At 73.2% G+C, this 18,167-nt stretch carries 13 protein-coding genes; 8 read left to right on the top strand and 5 right to left on the bottom strand.

The window, feature by feature from the left end; translation table 11 throughout:
- Window positions 1–15: 15 nt before the first annotated feature.
- The 4 genes from HOQ23_RS19490 to HOQ23_RS19475 form a co-directional block, all read right to left on the bottom strand.
- A complete protein-coding gene (locus tag HOQ23_RS19490; protein ID WP_253945718.1) occupies window positions 16–354 on the bottom strand; it encodes a metal-sensitive transcriptional regulator in 339 nt (112 codons plus the stop codon).
- 122 nt (window positions 355–476) lie between these two features.
- Window positions 477–626 carry a hypothetical protein gene (locus HOQ23_RS19485; RefSeq protein ID WP_172217093.1) on the bottom strand — a complete coding sequence of 50 codons (150 nt, stop codon included), beginning with the start codon at window positions 624–626 and terminating at the stop codon, window positions 477–479.
- Window positions 627–840: 214 nt separating this feature from the next.
- Complete coding sequence (locus HOQ23_RS19480; protein ID WP_056863399.1) at window positions 841–1,044, bottom strand: cold-shock protein; 204 nt, start codon at window positions 1,042–1,044, stop codon at window positions 841–843.
- A 270-nt stretch (window positions 1,045–1,314) separates the two neighbouring features.
- On the bottom strand, window positions 1,315–4,563 hold the full coding sequence (locus tag HOQ23_RS19475) for a response regulator (RefSeq protein WP_172217091.1): 3,249 nt from the start codon (window positions 4,561–4,563) through the stop codon (window positions 1,315–1,317).
- An 89-nt stretch (window positions 4,564–4,652) separates the two neighbouring features.
- Here HOQ23_RS19475 and HOQ23_RS19470 point away from each other — a divergent pair, with 89 nt between their 5' ends.
- From HOQ23_RS19470 to HOQ23_RS19435, 8 genes are all read left to right on the top strand, one after another.
- Window positions 4,653–5,447 carry a class I SAM-dependent methyltransferase gene (locus HOQ23_RS19470; protein ID WP_216654463.1) on the top strand — a complete coding sequence of 265 codons (795 nt, stop codon included), beginning with the start codon at window positions 4,653–4,655 and terminating at the stop codon, window positions 5,445–5,447.
- Complete coding sequence (locus HOQ23_RS19465; protein WP_172217089.1) at window positions 5,444–5,959, top strand: hypothetical protein; 516 nt, start codon at window positions 5,444–5,446, stop codon at window positions 5,957–5,959. The genes HOQ23_RS19470 and HOQ23_RS19465 overlap by 4 nt, the downstream gene beginning before the upstream one ends.
- Complete coding sequence (locus HOQ23_RS19460; protein ID WP_172217087.1) at window positions 5,956–7,698, top strand: glycosyltransferase family 61 protein; 1,743 nt, start codon at window positions 5,956–5,958, stop codon at window positions 7,696–7,698. The genes HOQ23_RS19465 and HOQ23_RS19460 overlap by 4 nt, the downstream gene beginning before the upstream one ends.
- Window positions 7,699–7,945: 247 nt before the next feature.
- Complete coding sequence (locus HOQ23_RS19455; protein ID WP_172217085.1) at window positions 7,946–10,975, top strand: amidase family protein; 3,030 nt, start codon at window positions 7,946–7,948, stop codon at window positions 10,973–10,975.
- A gap of 369 nt (window positions 10,976–11,344) precedes the next feature.
- Window positions 11,345–12,097 carry a hypothetical protein gene (locus HOQ23_RS19450; RefSeq protein WP_172217083.1) on the top strand — a complete coding sequence of 251 codons (753 nt, stop codon included), beginning with the start codon at window positions 11,345–11,347 and terminating at the stop codon, window positions 12,095–12,097.
- 192 nt (window positions 12,098–12,289) lie between these two features.
- Window positions 12,290–12,589: a hypothetical protein gene (locus HOQ23_RS19445; protein ID WP_172217081.1), complete on the top strand. Its 300-nt coding sequence runs from the start codon at window positions 12,290–12,292 to the stop codon at window positions 12,587–12,589.
- 188 nt (window positions 12,590–12,777) lie between these two features.
- The gene (locus HOQ23_RS21355) at window positions 12,778–16,368 is read left to right on the top strand and encodes a M14 family zinc carboxypeptidase (RefSeq protein ID WP_172217079.1); all 3,591 of its coding nucleotides are present in this window, start codon (window positions 12,778–12,780) and stop codon (window positions 16,366–16,368) included.
- Between the two features lie 215 nt (window positions 16,369–16,583).
- The gene (locus tag HOQ23_RS19435; RefSeq protein ID WP_172217077.1) at window positions 16,584–17,753 is read left to right on the top strand and encodes a hypothetical protein; all 1,170 of its coding nucleotides are present in this window, start codon (window positions 16,584–16,586) and stop codon (window positions 17,751–17,753) included.
- 26 nt (window positions 17,754–17,779) lie between these two features.
- Here HOQ23_RS19435 and HOQ23_RS19430 read toward each other — a convergent pair whose 3' ends face one another.
- Window positions 17,780–18,103: an STAS domain-containing protein gene (locus tag HOQ23_RS19430; RefSeq protein ID WP_172217075.1), complete on the bottom strand. Its 324-nt coding sequence runs from the start codon at window positions 18,101–18,103 to the stop codon at window positions 17,780–17,782.
- Window positions 18,104–18,167 lie beyond the last annotated feature (64 nt).

Genomic DNA, 18,167 nt, shown 5'->3' with positions numbered 1-18,167 from the left:
CTGGGTGTGGGGATCTCAGGACCGGACCAGGCGCCGGATCGCGGCGACCGCCTCGGTGACCTTCTCGCGCGCCTCGTCGTCGCCCTGGCGGGCCGCGTCGACGACGCAGTGGTTCAGGTGCTCCTCCAGCAGGCTCACGGAGACCGCCTGGAGCGCCTTCGTCATCGCGGCGACCTGGGTGAGGATGTCGATGCAGTACTGCTCCTCCTCGACCATCCGCTGGAGGCCGCGGGCCTGGCCCTCGATGCGGCGCAGCCGCTTGAGGTGGTCGTCCTTGTTCTGGATGTAGCCGTGCTGGTGGGCTCCGCCCTGCTCGGCAGGCAGTCCCGCGCCGTGATCCATGACCTGGTCCATGGCCTCAACATACCCCTACGGGGTAGGGGCTTCAAGGGCGCGCAGGCGGCCCAGCGGGCCGAAATGGGTGCAGGCCCCGTCGCTCCACAGGAGCGAGGGGGCCTGCGGCCGCGAGGAGCGGCTCAGTCGTTGCGGATCCCGAGGATGGTGTCGATCTGGGCGTCGCTGAGGTGGTCCTCGGACTCGCTCGCGGCGATGATCAGGTTGGTCGTGAGCTCGACCTCGCCGAGCAGGTCGGAGTCCTCGAGCGTGACGTCGAACTGATCGCGCACGAGTCCACCTCCTTCGGCATGGTCGGGATCATCGAGCGGGCGGTACTCCATCCGCTGCTCCTTCCCCGATCCGCGGCGCCACCAAACCGGCGACACCGATTGTGTTGCGTTCTCACCCATTCTTGTCAGGGTGCGCCCACAACGGACACGAGGCCCCACCCAAGAGGGTGGAGCCTCGTGCGCAAAGACCTGTCGAGACAGGTGCTGACCAGAGTCAGACCGGGCGGACGTTCTCCGCCTGGGGGCCCTTCGGGCCCTGGGTGACGTCGAACTCGACCTTCTGGTTCTCGTCGAGGGACTTGTAGCCCTGGGTCTGGATGGCCGAGTAGTGCACGAAGACGTCGTCGCCGCCGTCCTCCTGCGCGATGAAGCCGAAGCCCTTCTCAGCGTTGAACCACTTCACGGTGCCTTGAGCCATGGTGCTGGTACTCCTTGTCAGAACGAGAAGCCGTCACTTCGACGACTCCACACCAGATGCGGTGACACGTCGCTCCGACCCGTGGTGGACCACTAAGAAGAAACGCCGTTGGATCACAAACTCCGCGGGCGTCAGACCTGCTGGAACTTGCACCTGTTGCAGTCAGAACACTACCAAGAGAAGCGCGAATGCAAACCTCCCAGGGGCGAGGAGTTTGATCCGATCGTGAACATCGCGTGACGCGGTCGTGACGGCCCGCCCACGCGGGGGCTAGGGACGGCTCGGGAGCAGGCGGGCGACGACCGCGGCGAGCTCCTCGACCCCGACCGCGACGGCCTGCGCGAGCGCGACCAGGTCGCCCGACTCGGGCAGCCTCCCCTCGCGGGCAGCGGCCTCCAGCCCCGAGCAGCGCTCCGCGACGTCCCCGAGACCGAGGTTGCCCGAGGAGCCCCGCAGGGCATGTACCGCGGCGGCCACCGCCGTGGCGTCGCCGGCGTCGACGGCCTCCCGGGCGCCGACGAGCGCCCGCTCGGCGACCTGGTGGAACCGGTCGGCCATCCGGGTGACGAGCTCCGCAGGGATGCCGCTGTCCAGCAGCGACCCGAGCCGCTCGGCGACGCCGGTGGAGGCAGGTGGCGCGGCCGGCGCGATCTCGGCTGCGGCGGGGCCCGCCTCGGCAGTCTCCGGGCGCGCCGCCACCCACCGCTCCAGGGTCGCCTCGAGCGCCCCGACGTCCACCGGCTTGGCCAGGAAGTCGTCCATCCCCGCGGCCAGGCACCTGTCGCGCTCCTCCGCGACGGCCGCGGCCGTCATCGCCACGATCGGCAGCCGGCCGGCCCGCCCGGGCATCGCGCGGATGGCGCGGGTGGCGTCGTAGCCGTCCATCACCGGCATCTGGCAGTCCATCAGCACCGCGTCGTACAGCCCGGGGTCGGCGGCGACCGCGGCCACCGCGGCGGCGCCGTGCTCGACGATGCGGACCTCGTAGCCCAGCCGCCCCAGCAGCCCCTCGGCGACGAGCTGGTTGACCTCGTTGTCCTCGACCACGAGCACCCGGCCCCGGGCGCCGGCGGCGACGGGTGCGGGCGAGGAGCCCGCGGCGGGGCGGTCGCCGGCCCCCGCGCCCTGCTCGAGGCGCCCGCCCAGGCGGGCCAGCACGTCGAGCAGCCGGGTCGGCAGCACCGGCTTGCTCAGGTAGGCGTCGATGCCGGCCGCCCGCAGCCAGGCCTCCTCGCGCTCGGTGCCCGAGGAGAGCAGCACCAGCCGGACGCGCTCGTGGCGCGCCTCCTGGCGCACCATCCGGGCCACCTGCTCCCCGTCGGCCCCCGGCATCATGTAGTCCAGCAGCACCAGGTCGTACGGCGCGCCGCGCCCGGCGGCCGCGTCGAGCTCGACCAGCCCGGCGTACGCCGAGTCGACGGCGCGCACGCCGGCCTGCCAGGTCTGGAGCTGCTCGGTGAGGATGAACCGGTTGGTCTCGTTGTCGTCGACGACGAGCACCCGCAGGCCGGCGACGGCGCGCTCGCGGGCGGTGTCGCGCCCCGGGGAACGGCCCTGCGGCTGCTCGAAGCCGACCTCGAACCAGAAGGTGCTGCCCACCCCCGGCTCGCTCTCGACGCCGATCTCCCCACCCATCGCCGTGACGATCCGCTCCGAGATCGCCAGGCCGAGGCCGGTGCCGCCGTACTCACGGGTGGTGGAGCTGTCGGCCTGGGAGAAGGCCTCGAAGAGCCGCTCGCGCACCTCCGGGGTGATCCCGATGCCGGTGTCGCGGACCTCGACGCGGACGCACGGGCCGCTGGTGGCGCTGCCGGCGGTCCCGGTGGCGCGCACCACGACCTCCCCCGCGGCGGTGAACTTCACGGCGTTGGAGACGAGGTTGGTCACCACCTGGCCGAAGCGGACCTGGTCGCCGCGGACCAGCCCGGGGGTCTCCGCGGCGCTGGAGACCAGCAGCTCCAGGCCCTTCTCGGCGGCGCGCTCGGCCACCAGGGCGGCGCTCTGCTCGAGGACCGCGCGCGGGTCGAAGTCGAGCTCCTCGAGGTCGAGGCGGCCGGCCTCGATCTTGGACAGGTCGAGGATGTCGTTGACCAGCGACAGCAGGGTGCGCCCGGCCTGGTCGATGCCCTGGGCCAGGCGGCGCTGGTGGGTGGTCAGCTCGGTGCGCCCGAGCAGCTCGCTCAGCCCGATGACGCCGTTGAGCGGGGTGCGGATCTCGTGGCTCATCGTGGCCAGGAACTCCGACTTCGCCCGGGAGGCGCCGAGCGCCTCGTCGCGGGCGGCGGCGAGCTCGCGGGCGCTCAGCTCGCGCTCGGCGACGGCGGTGAAGGCCAGCAGGATCTCCTCGAAGATCGCGGCGTCGTAGGGCCGGGGCTCGGCCGCGGCGCGCATGTCGACCACGAGCACGCACGCCAGCCGCCCGCGGACCTCGACCGGGCCGGCGAGCAGCCGGGTGCCGGCGACGGTGGAGAGGACCCGGCGCTCGCGGGCGACCCGCTCGGCCAGCTCGCGGGCGACCCGGGCGCGCTCCTCGGTCTGCGGGACCCAGGTCACATCGACCCAGGTGAGGTCCTCCGGGCCGGCGGCGCCCTCGGGGGTGTCCGGCACCCCCACCAGGACCGCCGGCCACTGCGCGACCGGGCGCACCAGGTCGTTGGCGGCCAGCAGCGCCTCCAGCAGGGTGCGCGAGGTGTTCGCCAGCGGCGCGAGGACGCTGAGGAAGGCCGCGCCGTTCTCGTGCTCCTTGGACTCGGTGACGTCCTGGATCGTGCCACCCAGGCGCACCGGCGCGCCGTGGCGCTCCTCCAGGACCATGCTGCGCACCCGCAGCCACCGCGGCGGGCGGCCCGGCTGCGGCAGGCGGGCGTCGAACTGCGGGGCGACCCGGCCCTCCGCGGCGGCGTACAGGACGTCGGAGACGCGGGCGCGGTCCTCGGGGTCGAGCAGGTCCAGGAACACCTCGACGCCGGGCGTGAGGGCGGAGGGCTCCAGGCCCATCAGCCGGAACAGCTGGTCGGACCAGACCACCTCGCCGGTGGCCACCTCCCACTCCCAGCTGCCGACCTCGGCGACCCGCTGCGCCTCGAGCAGGCGCAGCTCGCGGCGGCGCACCTCCTCGTAGGTGCCGGCGGGGCGCGCCGGGGCGACGGTGAGCAGCCAGCCGCGGCGGACGCCGTCCTCGTCGAGCAGGGGTGCCGGGCGCAGCACGACCCGCACCGAGTCCCCGGGCTCGCCGGCCTTCCCGGGCTCCCCGGCGCCGCGCAGGGTGCAGGCCACCTCCTCGGGGACGTCCAGGCCGGCGGCGAGGTCGCCCAGCAGGGCCGTGAGCACCACGAGCCCGGCCTCGTCGCCGAGCCCCGCGGCCGGGTGTCCGACCAACGAGGAGGGCGCCCGCGACACCAGCTCGCCGAGCCGCTCGTCGGCGTACGCCGTGCGCCCGTCGTCGTCGACGACCCAGACGGCGTCCGGGAGCGAGTGGAGCACCCAGCTCTCGAACCTGTGCGGCAACGACGTCCCCATGCGACCGAATGCTGCCGTATGGGGGAACCCTGGGGTTACCGTCTTGCCAGCACGACCCTCGACGTCAGGAAACGACCGGAGGCCCCCCAGTGCAGCGACATGATCTCCTCGCCCGGCTCCACGAGCTGGTGCAGCCCCGCACCTACTTCGAGATCGGGGTGCGCAAGGGGCGCAGCCTGACCTTGTCGCGCGTCCCGAGCGTCGGCGTGGACCCGTTCTTCGTGCTCACCCACGAGCTGCACTGTGACGTGCACCTGGTGCGCACCACGAGCGACGAGTTCTTCGCCCGGCGCCACCCCTTCGCGCACTTCCCCGAGCAGGTGGTCGACCTGGCCTTCATCGACGGCATGCACCTGGCCGAGTTCGCGCTGCGCGACCTGATCAACACCGAGCGCCACTGCCACCCCGCCAGCGTGATCGTGATCGACGACATGCTGCCGCGCAGCGTCGTCGAGGCCGGGCGCGGCCGGGTCGGCAGCGCCGACGGCGGAGCCTGGGCCGGCGACGTCTACAAGATCATCGACGTGCTCCACGAGCACCGCCCCGACCTGGTGGTCGTCGAGCTCGACACCTTGCCCACCGGCACCGTGGTCGTGCTGCTGCCCGACCCGAGCGACACCTCCCTCGCCGCGGCGTACGACCACGTGGTGGGCGACCTGGTCACCCCCGACCCGCAGGACGTGCCCGAGCGGGTGCTGACCCGCAGCGGCGCGATGGACCCGGCCACCTTCGTGGCGCTGCCGATCTGGGGAGAGCTGCGCGCCGCCCGGCGCCACCGTCCCGCCGAGGCGAGGCGACGCGTCCGCGACGCCTGCGCGGCCAGCGGGCTCCTGCAGCCCCCCGCCCAGCTCTCGGGCCAGGCCCCCGCGGCGGTGGCCCGATGAGCGCCCGCGGGGCCCTCGAGGTCGACGAGCTCACCAGCTGGGCGCGTCGCCGCGACGACGGCATCGACGTCTCCGTGCGCCTGCCCGGCACCGCCCTGCCGCCCGGCCCGGTCCAGGTGCGCCTGGTCGCCGGCAACGCCCGGCGGCGCTGCGACGGCACCGCCCGCGCCGACGGCGACGCCACCGTGCTCGACTTCCGCGTCGAGCAGCTCCGCCTCGGTCCGGTGGCCTGGCAGATCTCGGTGCGCGGCGGCGAGCAGGACCGCTTCCAGCGGGTGCGTGCCCGGCTGCTCGCGGTCGGCACCCAGCCGGTCGCCCTGCTGCCGGGCCCTGCGCCGGCGACCGTCCACCCCGCACCGCGACCGCGCGACGCCCAGACCCGGCTGCACGAGGTCGTGGCGACCCTGCCGCCGCCGGTGCGCACCGGCCTGCGCCGGGCGCGCGACGTGGCCCGCAAGGGCGTGCGGACCGTCCAGGGCCTGCGGGAACGATCAACCGGTGGTGCTCGATGAGCGGCAGCTCGCGTCCGGAGGACGGACAACCCGGCGCCGCCGACCCTGTTGACGGCCCCGGCGCCGAGGCCCTCGACGGGGACCCGCTGATCGACCCGATCGCCCACCTGCTGCCGGCCGGCGAGCGCCGGGGCACGGTCGTGGTCACCGACGCCCAGCGCCGCGAGCGCGCCGAGCAGTGGCGGGTCCGCCTCGCCCCGTCGGACCGCACCGGCGTCCGGGTGCTCGAGGCCGAACCGGACACCACCGAGGAGGACCTCCGCACCGCGCTGGTCGCGGGCGGCTCCGACGACGTCATGGTCGTCGTGCTCGCCCCGTCCAGCGTCGTGCGGATCTTCGGCAGCCACCGCCAGCTGGTGCGCCAGATCTTCGCCCACGTCCGCCCGCACGGCGCCTTCCTGGTCGACGTCTCCGACGACCGCGCCGAGCACGGCCGGGAGGCGCGCCTGGAGCGGATGCTGCGCGCGGTCCGCGAGGCCATGGACGACACCACCCCGCTCGACGAGGAGGCGGGCACCCTCGACGTGGCCCGCGCGGCGCGCGAGCTGCACGACCTCGGCGACGTGGTCGTGATCCTCAAGCGCGGCAAGCACGCCTACGCCGTCGGCGAGGGGGTGCCGCTCTCGCTCATCACCGCGCGCGAGCCGGACACCACCGCCACGGTCCTGGCCACCCGGCCCGGCGGCGTGCTCGACGTCCGCATGCGCGAGTCGTCGTACGGACCGAGCCGGGCCGAGCCCTGGCCCGACGCCCTCCCCTACCCCCACGTCGACCTGCGCCGCTACGACGGCGGGCTGCTCAGCCTGGGCGGGATGCGGCTGTTCAGCGGCACCACGGTGCTGCCGGAGTCGTTCCGCTGGTCCCACCACCGCCCGCTCACCCACCCCCACCTGCACTCGGTCTCCCCGGGCTTCCTGCGGGTGCCGCGCCGCACCCACGCGGTCGCCCTCGAGGGCGAGCACTACTACGTCGACTGCGTCTTCGACGGCCACTTCGGCCACCTCACCACCGAGGTCGTGTGCCGGTTCTGGGGCTGGGACGAGGCGAAGCGGCAGATCCCCGACCTCAAGGCCCTGGTCCACGTGCGACCGAAGCCCGACGCCGGTCGGCTGGAACGGATGCTGCTGACGGCGTACGGCGTCGCGCCGGACGACATCGTGATCGCCGAGCAGCCGGTGCGCCTGCGCACCGTCGTCGGCGCCTCCCCGATGTGGCACAACCAGGACCCGCACCACGCGCACCCCGACATCGTCGACACCTGGCACCGCCTGACCGCCGGCCTGCTCGGTGACGCCTCCCCCGGGACCCACGAGCGCATCTTCGTCTCCCGCGGACCGGGCCTGGCCAACCGCCGTCCCTGCCGCAACCAGGCCGAGCTGGAGCGGTTCTTCGCCGACCGCGGCTTCCACGTCTTCTACCCCGAGGACCTGCCGATGCAGGAGCAGGTGGCGCTGTTCGCGGGCGCGCGGGTGGTCGCGGGGTTCGGCGGGTCGGCGATGTTCAACCTCATGCACTGCCAGCACCTGGGGTCCACGGTGGTGATCAGCCACAACGGCTACGTCGCCCGCAACGAGCACCTGTTCACCTCGCTGCTCGGCGCCGACATCCACTACTTCTGGCAGGAGCCCGAGGTGGAGCCACCCGAGCACGGCCGGACCCGGCAGTCCGACCGTTCCGGTTTCAGCTTCGACTTCGCCGGCCAGGGCGCCGACCTCGAGCGGGTGCTGGCCGAGGCCTGAGGGGCCTGGAGTGGGACTCGGTTCCTCCCGCCCCCGAACGAGATAGTCCGCCACACCTGTGTCGTTGATCCGGCGATCGACGACACCTGTGTGGCGGACTATCGCGTGCTCCGCGTGACGCCGCCGTAACCGGGGCGCCCGGGTGTTCACACGCGCGACATCGCGCAGGACCGCAGGTCACACACAACGTTCCTAGCGTCCTGATCGGCGCCGCGGACCTTCCCGCGCGCTCTCGGAAAGGAAGCTCATGTCGAACACTCCGGCCGTACGCCGCGTCCTCCGCGCGGCACCCGCAGCGGCCCTCGTCGGTGGCCTGCTCCCCGCGCTCGCCGCCGTCCCCGCGCAGGCCATCTCCACGGTCACCACCGACAACGGGACCGAGTGGACCGTCAACGACGCCCGCCGCCCCGGCCTGGACACCGGCAGCATCCGCAACATCTCCGGCTCGCGCGCCGAGGGCCTGGGCAGCCTCTTCGTCGAGGTCGTCGGCTCGGACGCCCGGATGAACGGGCAGATGATGCGAGGCTTCGGGCTGGTCGGCGACACCAAGCGGGGCTACGTCTCCACCCGCTCGGTGCGCCTGGGCGACGTGCTGGTGTCGCGGCGCCTCGACCTGGCGAGCGCCGACACCGCGTCGTACCTCGACAGCTTCACCAACACCTCCACCGAGCCGGTCACCGTGCGCGTCTCCTTCGGCGGCTCGCTGGGGTACGGCGTGCCCGGCGAGGTCGCGACCGCGGCCACCGTGGTCGCGACCGGGGACGGCGACGACGTGATCGAGGCCGGCGACAGCTTCGCCGTCGCCACCTCCCCCGACGTCGTGTCCGGCTCCCGCACCACCTCCTACCGCCCGACCGGCCTCGTGGTCGGCGACGACGGCGCGGACCGGGTCGGGGACCAGCAGAACTACCCCTTCACCGACGACTACCGCCCGACCGGATCGGCGTCCAACGACCCCGGCTTCGTGCACGAGCTGACCCTCGCCCCCGGCGAGACCCGCTCGCTGGCCCGGATGCTGCTCACCGGCGCGCCCGGCGACACCACCGCGATCGTCGAGCGCACCGCAGCGGTCGCCTCGGCCCCGGACCTGTCCTTCCTCTCCCTCGACGAGCTGTGCACGGTCGCGAACTGGCAGCTCGAGGGCGTCACCTTCGGCGGCGCCGCCTTCGACCCGGCCACCTGCGTCGGCGCCGACCCGCTCCAGCTGCCGGCAGCGCCCTACGAGCCCACCGTGCGCACGAGCGTCGCCTACGACGTCACCGGCAAGACCGTCGCGGACCTCGGCAAGGCGCTGCGCTCCGGCGAGGTCACCTCGGTGGAGCTGACCCAGGCCTACCTGGACCGGATCGCGGCGTACGACCAGACCCAGCTGGGCTTCAAGTCCTTCATCTCGGTGGCCGACGACGCCCTCGAGCAGGCCGCGCGGGCCGACGCGCGCCGCGCGGCGGGCGAGGACGGCGACCTGCTCGGCGTCCCGATCGCGGTCAAGGACCTCTACGACGTGGAGGGCCAGACCAACACCGGCGGCGTGATGTCGCTGAAGGACTGGCAGCCCGAGTCCGACGCCTGGCAGATCGCCAAGCTGCGCGAGGCCGGTGCGGTGTTCCTCGGCAAGACCAACCTCAGCGAGTTCGCCAACTCCGGGTCGTGGAGCGAGAGCGGCTTCATGCAGACCTGGAACGGGCTCTACCCCTCCAAGAGCTCCTTCGGCTCCAGCGGCGGCTCGGCCACCGCGGTCGCCGCCGAGCTGGCGCCGATCGCGCTCGGCACCCAGACGGGGGTCTCGCTCTATGCCCCGAGCACCGGCGCGAGCCTCACGACGTTCCGCGGCACCGACGGCCTGACCAGCACCGAGGGCGTCATGCCGCTCACCTGGGCCCAGGACTACGCCGGCGCGATGGGCCAGAGCGTCGAGGACGTCGCGTTCGTCCTCGACGCCACCGCGACCCGCACCACCGGCAACAACCCCGAGGACGTCCTCACCACCCGGGTCGACAACGAGCTGCGCCCGGAGAGCTTCAGCGACACCCTGGACGCCGGCGCGCTGCGCGGCAAGAGGATCGGCTACAACCCCGCGTCGTTCGTCTCCCAGCTGGTCGGCGACAACACCAACGGCGCCGAGGCGCTCGCCGCCGCGCGCGCCGTGCTGGAGGCCGCGGGCGCGGAGCTCGTCGAGGTCTCGGGCAACCCGACCAACCCGCCCGCGTCGATCAGCGGCAACGCCGGCGCCGAGGGCTGGGAGCGCTACATCGAGTCCGAGCCGGGCTTCCCGCTGCGCACGCCGGCGGAGGTCTGGGCCAACCTGGGCAACCTGCCCTACAACGTGTCCAACCGCAACGTGTCGGGCATGGACGAGGAGAACACCCAGCGCTTCCTCGAGCGTCGCGACGGCTACAAGACCAGCGCGGCCGCGTGGATGGACTCCTTCGGCGTCGACGCCGTCGTCTACCCCGGCTTCATCAGCGCGATCGGCAACAACGACGCCACCAGCGCCGCGCTCAGCTCCGACCGGGCCTCCGGCGTGCTGACCTCCAACGTCGGCCTCCCGACCGCGATCGTGCCGATCGGCGTGGACTCCGAGGGCTACTCCAACTCCCTGCAGATCATGGGCCGCGCCTGGTCCGACGCCGACGTGCTGGCGATGGGCTACGCCGCGGAGCAGGTCGCCGACGCCCGCCTGCGTACGTCGTACGCCCCGGCGCTGGAGCACACCGGCCCGGCCGACTCGGTCGTGTCGGTCCAGCTGCGGAAGACCTCGGTCGCGGCCGGCAGCGCCACCCGCGCCACGGTCACCGTCGAGAGCGCGGCCGCCGTCACCGGCACCGTCGCCCTCGAGGTCGACGGCCGCACCGTGAGGGCGTCCCTCGCCAAGGGCACCGCCACCGTCGCCCTGCCGAAGAACCTCTCGGTCGGCACCCACCTGGTCACGGCGCGCTACGCCGGCACCTCGCGGGCCGCCGCCGGCGAGGCCACCGCCACCCTCAAGGTCACCCCGGCCAAGGCCCGGCTCGCGGTCACCCGGAAGGCCAAGGGCGCGGTGAAGCCCGGCGCCCGCGCCCGTCTGGCGGTCGCGGTCACCACGGCTCCGAAGGCCACCGGCACCGTCACCGCCCGGATCGGCGGCAAGGTCGTCGCCGTCGCCGCGGTGAAGGCCAAGGGGAAGGCGACGCTCGTCCTCCCGGCCCTGCGCAAGACCACCACCGTCGTCGTCCGCTACTCCGGCAACGCCTCGGTCGACGCGGCGAGCAAGAAGGTGAAGGTCACCGTGCGCCGTTGAGGTCCTGAGCGGGCCCCGAACGCGACAGTCCGCCACACCTGTGTCGTTGATCCGGCGATCGACGACACCTGTGTGGCGGACTGTCCCGTGGAGGGGCCCTCACCGCGAACCCGCTGGACGAGGCCGGGGAGAACAGCTCCTGGGAGACGGGGGTGTGTCGGCGCATGGGGGGAGCCTCCGGGTCCGCGCGCCCGAGGGGGCGCGACGCCCCACGTCGGACGCCTCACCCGGACCGGTGTCATCGGCCATGTGGCGGATGACGAACCCGCCCGCCCATCGGTCGAATCCCCCGTTGGTCGAGCCCGTCGAGACCCGCTGGACCAGACGGCATGGCGGGGACCGGGATCCTTCGCTTGAATCAGGCGCACCATGCTGCGCACCGGGACCGCCGTCCTCTGCCTCGTCGCATCCCTCGCGTTCAGCGGGTGCAGCGAGCCGGTCGCCACGCCCGTCGCCCGGGAGGGCGACCCGGAGCGCTCCGGCTCCTCCCAGCCCCGCACCTCCGACGCCGTGTCGGTGGCCGACGAGCCGAAGGGCCTCGCCCTGCGCTCGGTGCTCGTGCACGGCGCTGGGGTGTCGCAGCCGGCCGGGCGGGCCACGTCCGCACCCGGGTTCCCCGGCCACGCCCGCCGCCTGGCCAGCGAGTTCCGCTCCGTCTGGGTCGCCTCCGGGGTCCCCGGCGCGGTGCCGGGCCACGACTTCTTCGTCACCGTCACCGGGGAGCCCTCCGCCGAGCTGCTCGACCGGGTCTCGCGCCTCCCGACGGACGTCGAGGTCCTGTCCGGCGACCTGCTCACCGCTCGCGAGTACGCCGCGCTGTCCCGCCACGTCGTCGCCTGGCTGCGGGAGGCCGGTGTCGCGGACGACGTCTTCGTCGGGGCGTCCGCCCTCGGGGACGCGCTGGCGGTCCACGTCCCGGCGGACGTCCCGGGGGGCCTGACCGGCCTGGAGCCGGTCGCCGAGGCGCTCACCGCGATCGCCGCCGACCTCGACGCACACGCCGCGGGGTCCCGCTCCCGGCTCGCGGCGCTGCGGGCCGCCGTACCGATCCGCCTCTACGCGCGCTCCGCCGAGGGCGACGTGGTCGCGCTGGGCGGGGTCCCGGCCGGCCCCCTGCCCTAGCCGCTCCAGCTCGCAGCGCCGAGACCGCCCTCGTTTCGATCCCGCGATCACCCGCAACAACCCGTGCGGACGACGGCGACGAACAGAGGATGTGCCCACCGCGGGCCCGCACCCGCGGCGTCGCGAGGCGCGCGAACCCCGTGCGCTCGTGATGCGACCCGATATGAGCACTGAGAGCAAAGGCTCGTACTCATGATGTTCTCGCGTTGGTTCCGGCGGGCGGCACCGCACCCGTCGCCGCAGCAGCCCGGCGTGCGCGCCGAGGTGGGCACGGTCGGCCTGCTGACCGCGTCGCTGAGCTGCGGGCAGTGCCACACCCGGCTGCGCGTGGACGTCACCACCGAGACGGTCCGCCACGAGGTGGACCGCACGACCCGCCCGCTGCGGGTCACCGACGGCCCCCGCTCCTGGCTGCTGGAGTGGCGCTGCCCCGCCTGCGAGGTCCCCAGCCACGCCACCTTGCCAATGGTGAGCTCGCGCCGGGACCGTTGACCCGGGGCCCTGACCGCACTGCTGGCGGGATGTCTCTGGCCCATCTGGGCCATTGACCGCGCAACCGACCGGCTGCTTGGTTGTTCCCACCCCCCTGGACACCTCGCTCGCCACCCTCGCTCCCTCACCGAAGCCCTCCGACCGGGCCTCGACGGCGTTCGCGAAGCGTCCCTTCGTGAAGGAGTGGCATGTCTCAACCCACCCGACGGCGCCGCTGGAAGGCGCGCGGACCCGCGCTGATCTTCTCGGCCGCGCTGGTCACGTCCATGTTGGCCATCGCCGAGAGCCCCACCGTCACCGCCGCACCGGCCGCCCCCGACCTCGTCCTGGAGCGCCAGGCCGACGAGGAGCCCATGGTGGTCGAGGTGCTTCTCGCCGACACCGCCGAGATGGACCGCCTGGTCGCGACCGGCGTCGATCTCGAGCACGGCGTCCAGCAGACCGACGACGGCCTCACCGTCCGCGTGGTCGTCACCGACAGCGAGATCGAGGCGCTGACCCGCGCCGGCTACACGTTCGGCGAGACGCTGTTCTCGCAGGCCGACTCCGCCCGGGCGTTCGCCGAGCGGCAGGGCGCCATCGCCGCGACCAAGGCGGAGAACCGTGCCGGCGTCCGGGGCAAGAGCCTCGCCGAGCGCGCGCTCCCCGGCTCGACCCCTCCCGACGCCTCCGACATCGAGATCATCCGCGCCGACTACTACACCGCCTTCGGCGTCGGCACGCTCTCCGTCGAGGCCAAGTGGGACTTCGGCCAGGACCTCCCCACCACGCTGACCGTCGAGCGCGACAGCGGCCCCGGCACCCCGATGGGCTCCGGCGGCACCCAGACGATCAGCCGCTTCGTCGACGCGGGCGTGTACATGTACCACCTCGGCGCCTCGCCGGTGCACGTCGACGTGCGCGGCGAGCCGGTGCGCCCCGACCGGATCCGGATCACCAGCCCCAGCGGCGACGTGACGATCGTGGAGGTCAACGACTGGCTGCGGACCGGCTCGGAGAAGGACCCGTTCAAGGGGCCGGGCTACCAGCAGGACTACATGTCGAAGTACCTCGTGCCGACCGAGCTCTACGACCGCCTCAAGCAGCTCGGGAAGGACTTCCCGGACCTCGCGGAGGTCGTCGAGCTCCCGAACAAGTCCGCGGGCTACCGGCGCAAGGCGCAGGCCCTGCTCGAGGACACCAACAAGATCACCGCGACGATCGACGGCCGCCAGGTCCAGATCCCGTACGCCGTGGCGTCGAGCGGCGCCTGGGCGTCGCTGCTGCCCACCGCGGAGACCACGGCGGCACCCGTCGTACTGCGTCGGGTGACGTCCGCGGCGAACGCGGCCTGGCCGGCCGCCACGCCGACCATGGGCTGCGGCCCGATCACCGGCCTGCCCGCCGGCGCGATCGCGGTCATCGACCGCGGTGAGTGCTCGCTGGCCGACAAGGTCCTCAACGCCCAGAACGCCGGCGCGGTCGCCGTCGCCCTGGTCAACGCCACCACCGGTCTGGCGTCCGCGCCGAGCGGCAGTGCCACCCCGACGAGCGGCGAGACCATCACGATCCCGACCGTCGGCATCTCGCTGATGGACGCGACCCGCATCCGCAACGGCGGCAACGCCGTGACCGGCCAGCTCGTCCCGGCCGAGGCCGTGCCTGACGCCTCGCGGGTCGGCATCGAGTCGCTCGCCTGGGGCCACGAGGGCGGCAACGCCCTCAGCGCGCAGATCGTCGACCCGGGCACGCCCGACGCGGCGCTCGACGTCACCGTGAGCGACAACCGGATCACCATCAGCGTGGCCACCGACGCGAGCGGCGCGATCACCACCACGGCCATCGACGTGGTCAACGCGATCGCGGCCGACCCCGAGGCCTCGACCCTGGTCGACGCCTACCCGTACCGCACCGAGGCCGGCACCGGCGTCGTCCGGGCGACCCCGGTGATCGAGCTGAGCGACAACCTCAACGCGCCGGCGTGGGTCTCCCGTGACCCGCACCCGGTCTACGCGCTCAAGATCGGCAAGACCCGGGACGGCTCGAAGCCCGGGGTCATGGCCTACGCCCAGGAGCACGCCCGCGAGTGGGTGCCGCCCCTGGTCACCGTGGAGGTCGCCGAGCGGCTGCTGCGCAACTACGCCACCCACGCCCCGACCCGGGACCTGGTCGACAACCTGGAGATCTGGATCGCCCCGTCGATCAACCCCGACGGCGGGCACTACTCGTTCTTCGACTTCGCCTCGCAGCGCAAGAACCTGACGCGGTACTGCCCCGAGGGCGAGAGCTACGACGTCGGTTCCCGCAACAACTGGGGCGTGGACCTGAACCGCAACTACACCGAGTACAGCGCCTTCGACGGCTACTCCGGTGCCTCCACGACCAACTGCACCAGCGGCACCTTCGCCGGTCCCGCGGAGCTCTCCGAGCCCGAGGCGCAGAACGTCGACTGGATGATGGCGAAGCCGAACATGCGGTACTCGATGAACATGCACTCCTCGGGTGACTACTTCATGTGGGCCCCCGGTGCGTACAAGGCCGAGGGTCGCGTCACCTCCCCGCGGCCGACCGTCGGCGAGGAGGCCTACTTCTGGCAGGCCTCCGAGCGGATCCTGACCGCGATCAAGCGGCACCGCGGCATGAGCGTCACCCCGGCCCGCACCGGGCCGATCGTCGACGTGCTGTACTCCGCGGCCGGCAACTCCGGCGACCTCGGCTGGTACAAGTACGGCCTCTACGGCTGGAGCTTCGAGGTGGGCCGGACCTTCCAGCCCCCGTTCGAGGCGCTCACGCCCACCGGCCCCGGCGCCCACGACGAGACGATGGAGTACGCCAACGGCATCGTCGAGCTGCTCCGGGTCGCCCGCGACCAGGACCTCGACGTGACCGGCCCGACCTCGACGCTGCAGTTCGTCGAGACCTCGGACCCGGCCCAGGTCGAGTTCGTCTTCGAGACCGACGAGGCGGCGGAGATCTACTACACGACCGACGGCTCGGCACCCACCGAGGCCAACGCCACCCGGTGGGAGTCCGGCGGTGCCCGCGAGGGCGGCGAGCGGGTCCGCGTCCCGGTCGGCACGCCGATCTACTGGTACGCCGTGGACTCGGCCGGCAACGTCGAGTCGGACTACGACCCGGCCGACGCCTCCGACCAGCGCTACCGCAAGTGGATCGCGGACCCGGAGTGGGAGCCGGCGCAGGCCGAGGCGAGCGTCGAGCTGTCGATGGCGCCCACCACGGTCAAGCAGGGCCAGACGTCCACGGCCACCGTCTCGGTGACGGCGACCAACGACTTCGACCTCGCCCCGTCCGGCAGCGTGACGCTCAAGGCCGGCGCCGAGACCATCGGCACCCTCACCCTGGGCGCCGACGGCACGGCCAGCGGCCCGGTCGGGCCGTTCCCCACCGCCGGGTCGGTGTCGGTCACCGCGTCGTACACCGGTGACGACCTGACCGCCGCCGCCACCTCGGCGCCGGTCACGGTGCGGGTGACCCCCGCGGCCGTGGTGAAGGTCGCCTCGAGCACGAAGGTGCAGAAGGTAGCCCCGGCCCGGATCACCCCGGCCACCCGCGCCCGGCTGACGGTCAAGGTCTCCGCCTCCGCGAGCGTGACCGGCAAGGTCGTGGTCCGCTCCGGTGGCAAGGTCGTGGCCCGCGGGACGACCAACGCGAAGGGTCGAGTGGTGCTGACGCTGGCACGGCTCGGCAAGCCCGGCCAGAAGACCCTCGTGGTCCGCTACGCCGGCAACGCGTTGGTGAAGGCGTCCAACACCCGCAAGGTGGTCCGCGTGGTGCGCTGACGCACGACCCAGCACGACCCAGCACGACCGGCGGGGCCGGCAGCACCTCAGGGTGCTGCCGGCCCCGTCGGCGTACGGCGCGGGCGTGGGACGGTGGAGCGGATCGGCGGAGTGGGACGAACCCCCGCGGGCCGGGGCTGCGCGCCAGTAGGGTCCGGACGTCCGTCGTCGGCGCCGGGAACCGCGCCGCGAACCCCCGCGCGTCCGGAGTGCCGATGTCAGGATCGATCGGGCCGCTCACCGCGGCCGACGAGCAGTTCACCCACCAGATCGTGGACACCTTCGCGACGGTGTCCCACACCGACCTCGCCTGGGCCGAGAAGGTCTGCCTGATGGCGGCCGCGAAGGACGGCTCGGTGCAGATCGGGCTCGGGTTCGGCAAGTACGTCAACCGCAACGTCGTCGACGGCTACGCCGGGGTGGCGCGCGGCGTCGAGCAGTGGACCGTGCGGGCCAGCCGGTCGCTGTCCTCCGCGCCGGACTCCGTGGACGTCGGCCCGATCCGCTACGAGGTCCTGGAGCCGCTGAAGCGGGTCCGGGTGCGGCTGGAGGCCAACGAGGAGCAGCCGGTCGCCTACGACCTGGTCCTCGCGGGCACCGTCCCCTGCGTCACCGAGCAGCGCGAGGACCGCCGCGACCCGACCGGTTCCCGTCGTACCGCCGACCAGATCCGCTACCACCAGATCGGCGTGGTCGCCGAGGGCTGGGTCGAGATCGAGGGGGTGCGCACCGTCGTGGAGCCGGGCGAGTGGGTGATGACCCGCGACCACTCGTGGGGCATCCGACCCAGCGTCGGCGACGACCCGCGCGACCTGCCCACCGGCGCCAACGACCTCAGCACCGGCAGCGTGCTGGCGGTGTGGAACCCGATCCACCTCGAGCACCCCGACGGCCACACCTACGGCTTCCACCAGTACCTGCTCGACCTCTCCGCGCCCGGGTTCCGCCAGGTGCGCGCGCAGGGCGGCTTCGAGCACGCGGACGGCCGGCGCGAGCTGCTGGTCGGCATCGACCCGGAGATCCGCTTCGACCCCGACAACCTGCGCTTCCTCGGCGGCACGTTCCACCTGACGATGGCCGACGGGAGCGTCCGCGACCTGGTGGCCGAGCCGATCTCGGACACCGGCTTCCACCTCGGCGCGGGGTTCTACCACCGCCCGAACGGCGACCGGAACGGCTCGTGGCGCGGGGAGTACTGGCAGGACGGCAACCACTACGCCGACACCTCGCGCCGCGAGGTGGTCGAGGAGATCAACCAGTTCCGTGACTGCATGATCCGCGTGCACGACACCCACACCGGCGCCACCGGCTGGGGCAACCTGCAGACGTTCGTCAGCGGCGCCTGGCCGGCGCTCGGTCTCGACGAGGCGCCGGGGCTGCCCTGACCGGGGTTCCGTCCCGGCCGTCCGGGTCAGTGGGCGTCGACGACGTCCGCCTCGTGCTCGGGCGCGGCGGACCAGTGGGGCACCCCGCACATGTCCAGCACCACGTGGGCAAAGGATCCCTCGGGGGCAACGAGCGTGACGGGGAGCCCCTCCTCACGGCGTACGGCGGCGACGAGGGCACCGACCCCCACGCTGGCCAGGTGGGTGACAGCGGCGAGGTCGACGACGAGCGGACCGGCGTGCGACTCGAGTGCCTCGCACAAGGCGTCCACCGACAGCTCGTCGATGTCACCGGAGAGCACGAGGCCACGGTCGGGGATGTAGCGGGAACGGAACGGGGTGATGGCCATGAGGGTCCTGAGCACAGTCGACACCCGGCCCTTCTGCTAAAGCCGGCGCGAAACAGCACCAAGC

Origin of the sequence: Nocardioides sp. zg-DK7169 (assembly GCF_013155365.1) — a bacterium.
In the GTDB taxonomy this organism is placed as follows: Bacteria; Actinomycetota; Actinomycetes; order Propionibacteriales; family Nocardioidaceae; genus Nocardioides.
This window is presented reverse-complemented; position numbering and strand designations above follow the sequence as displayed.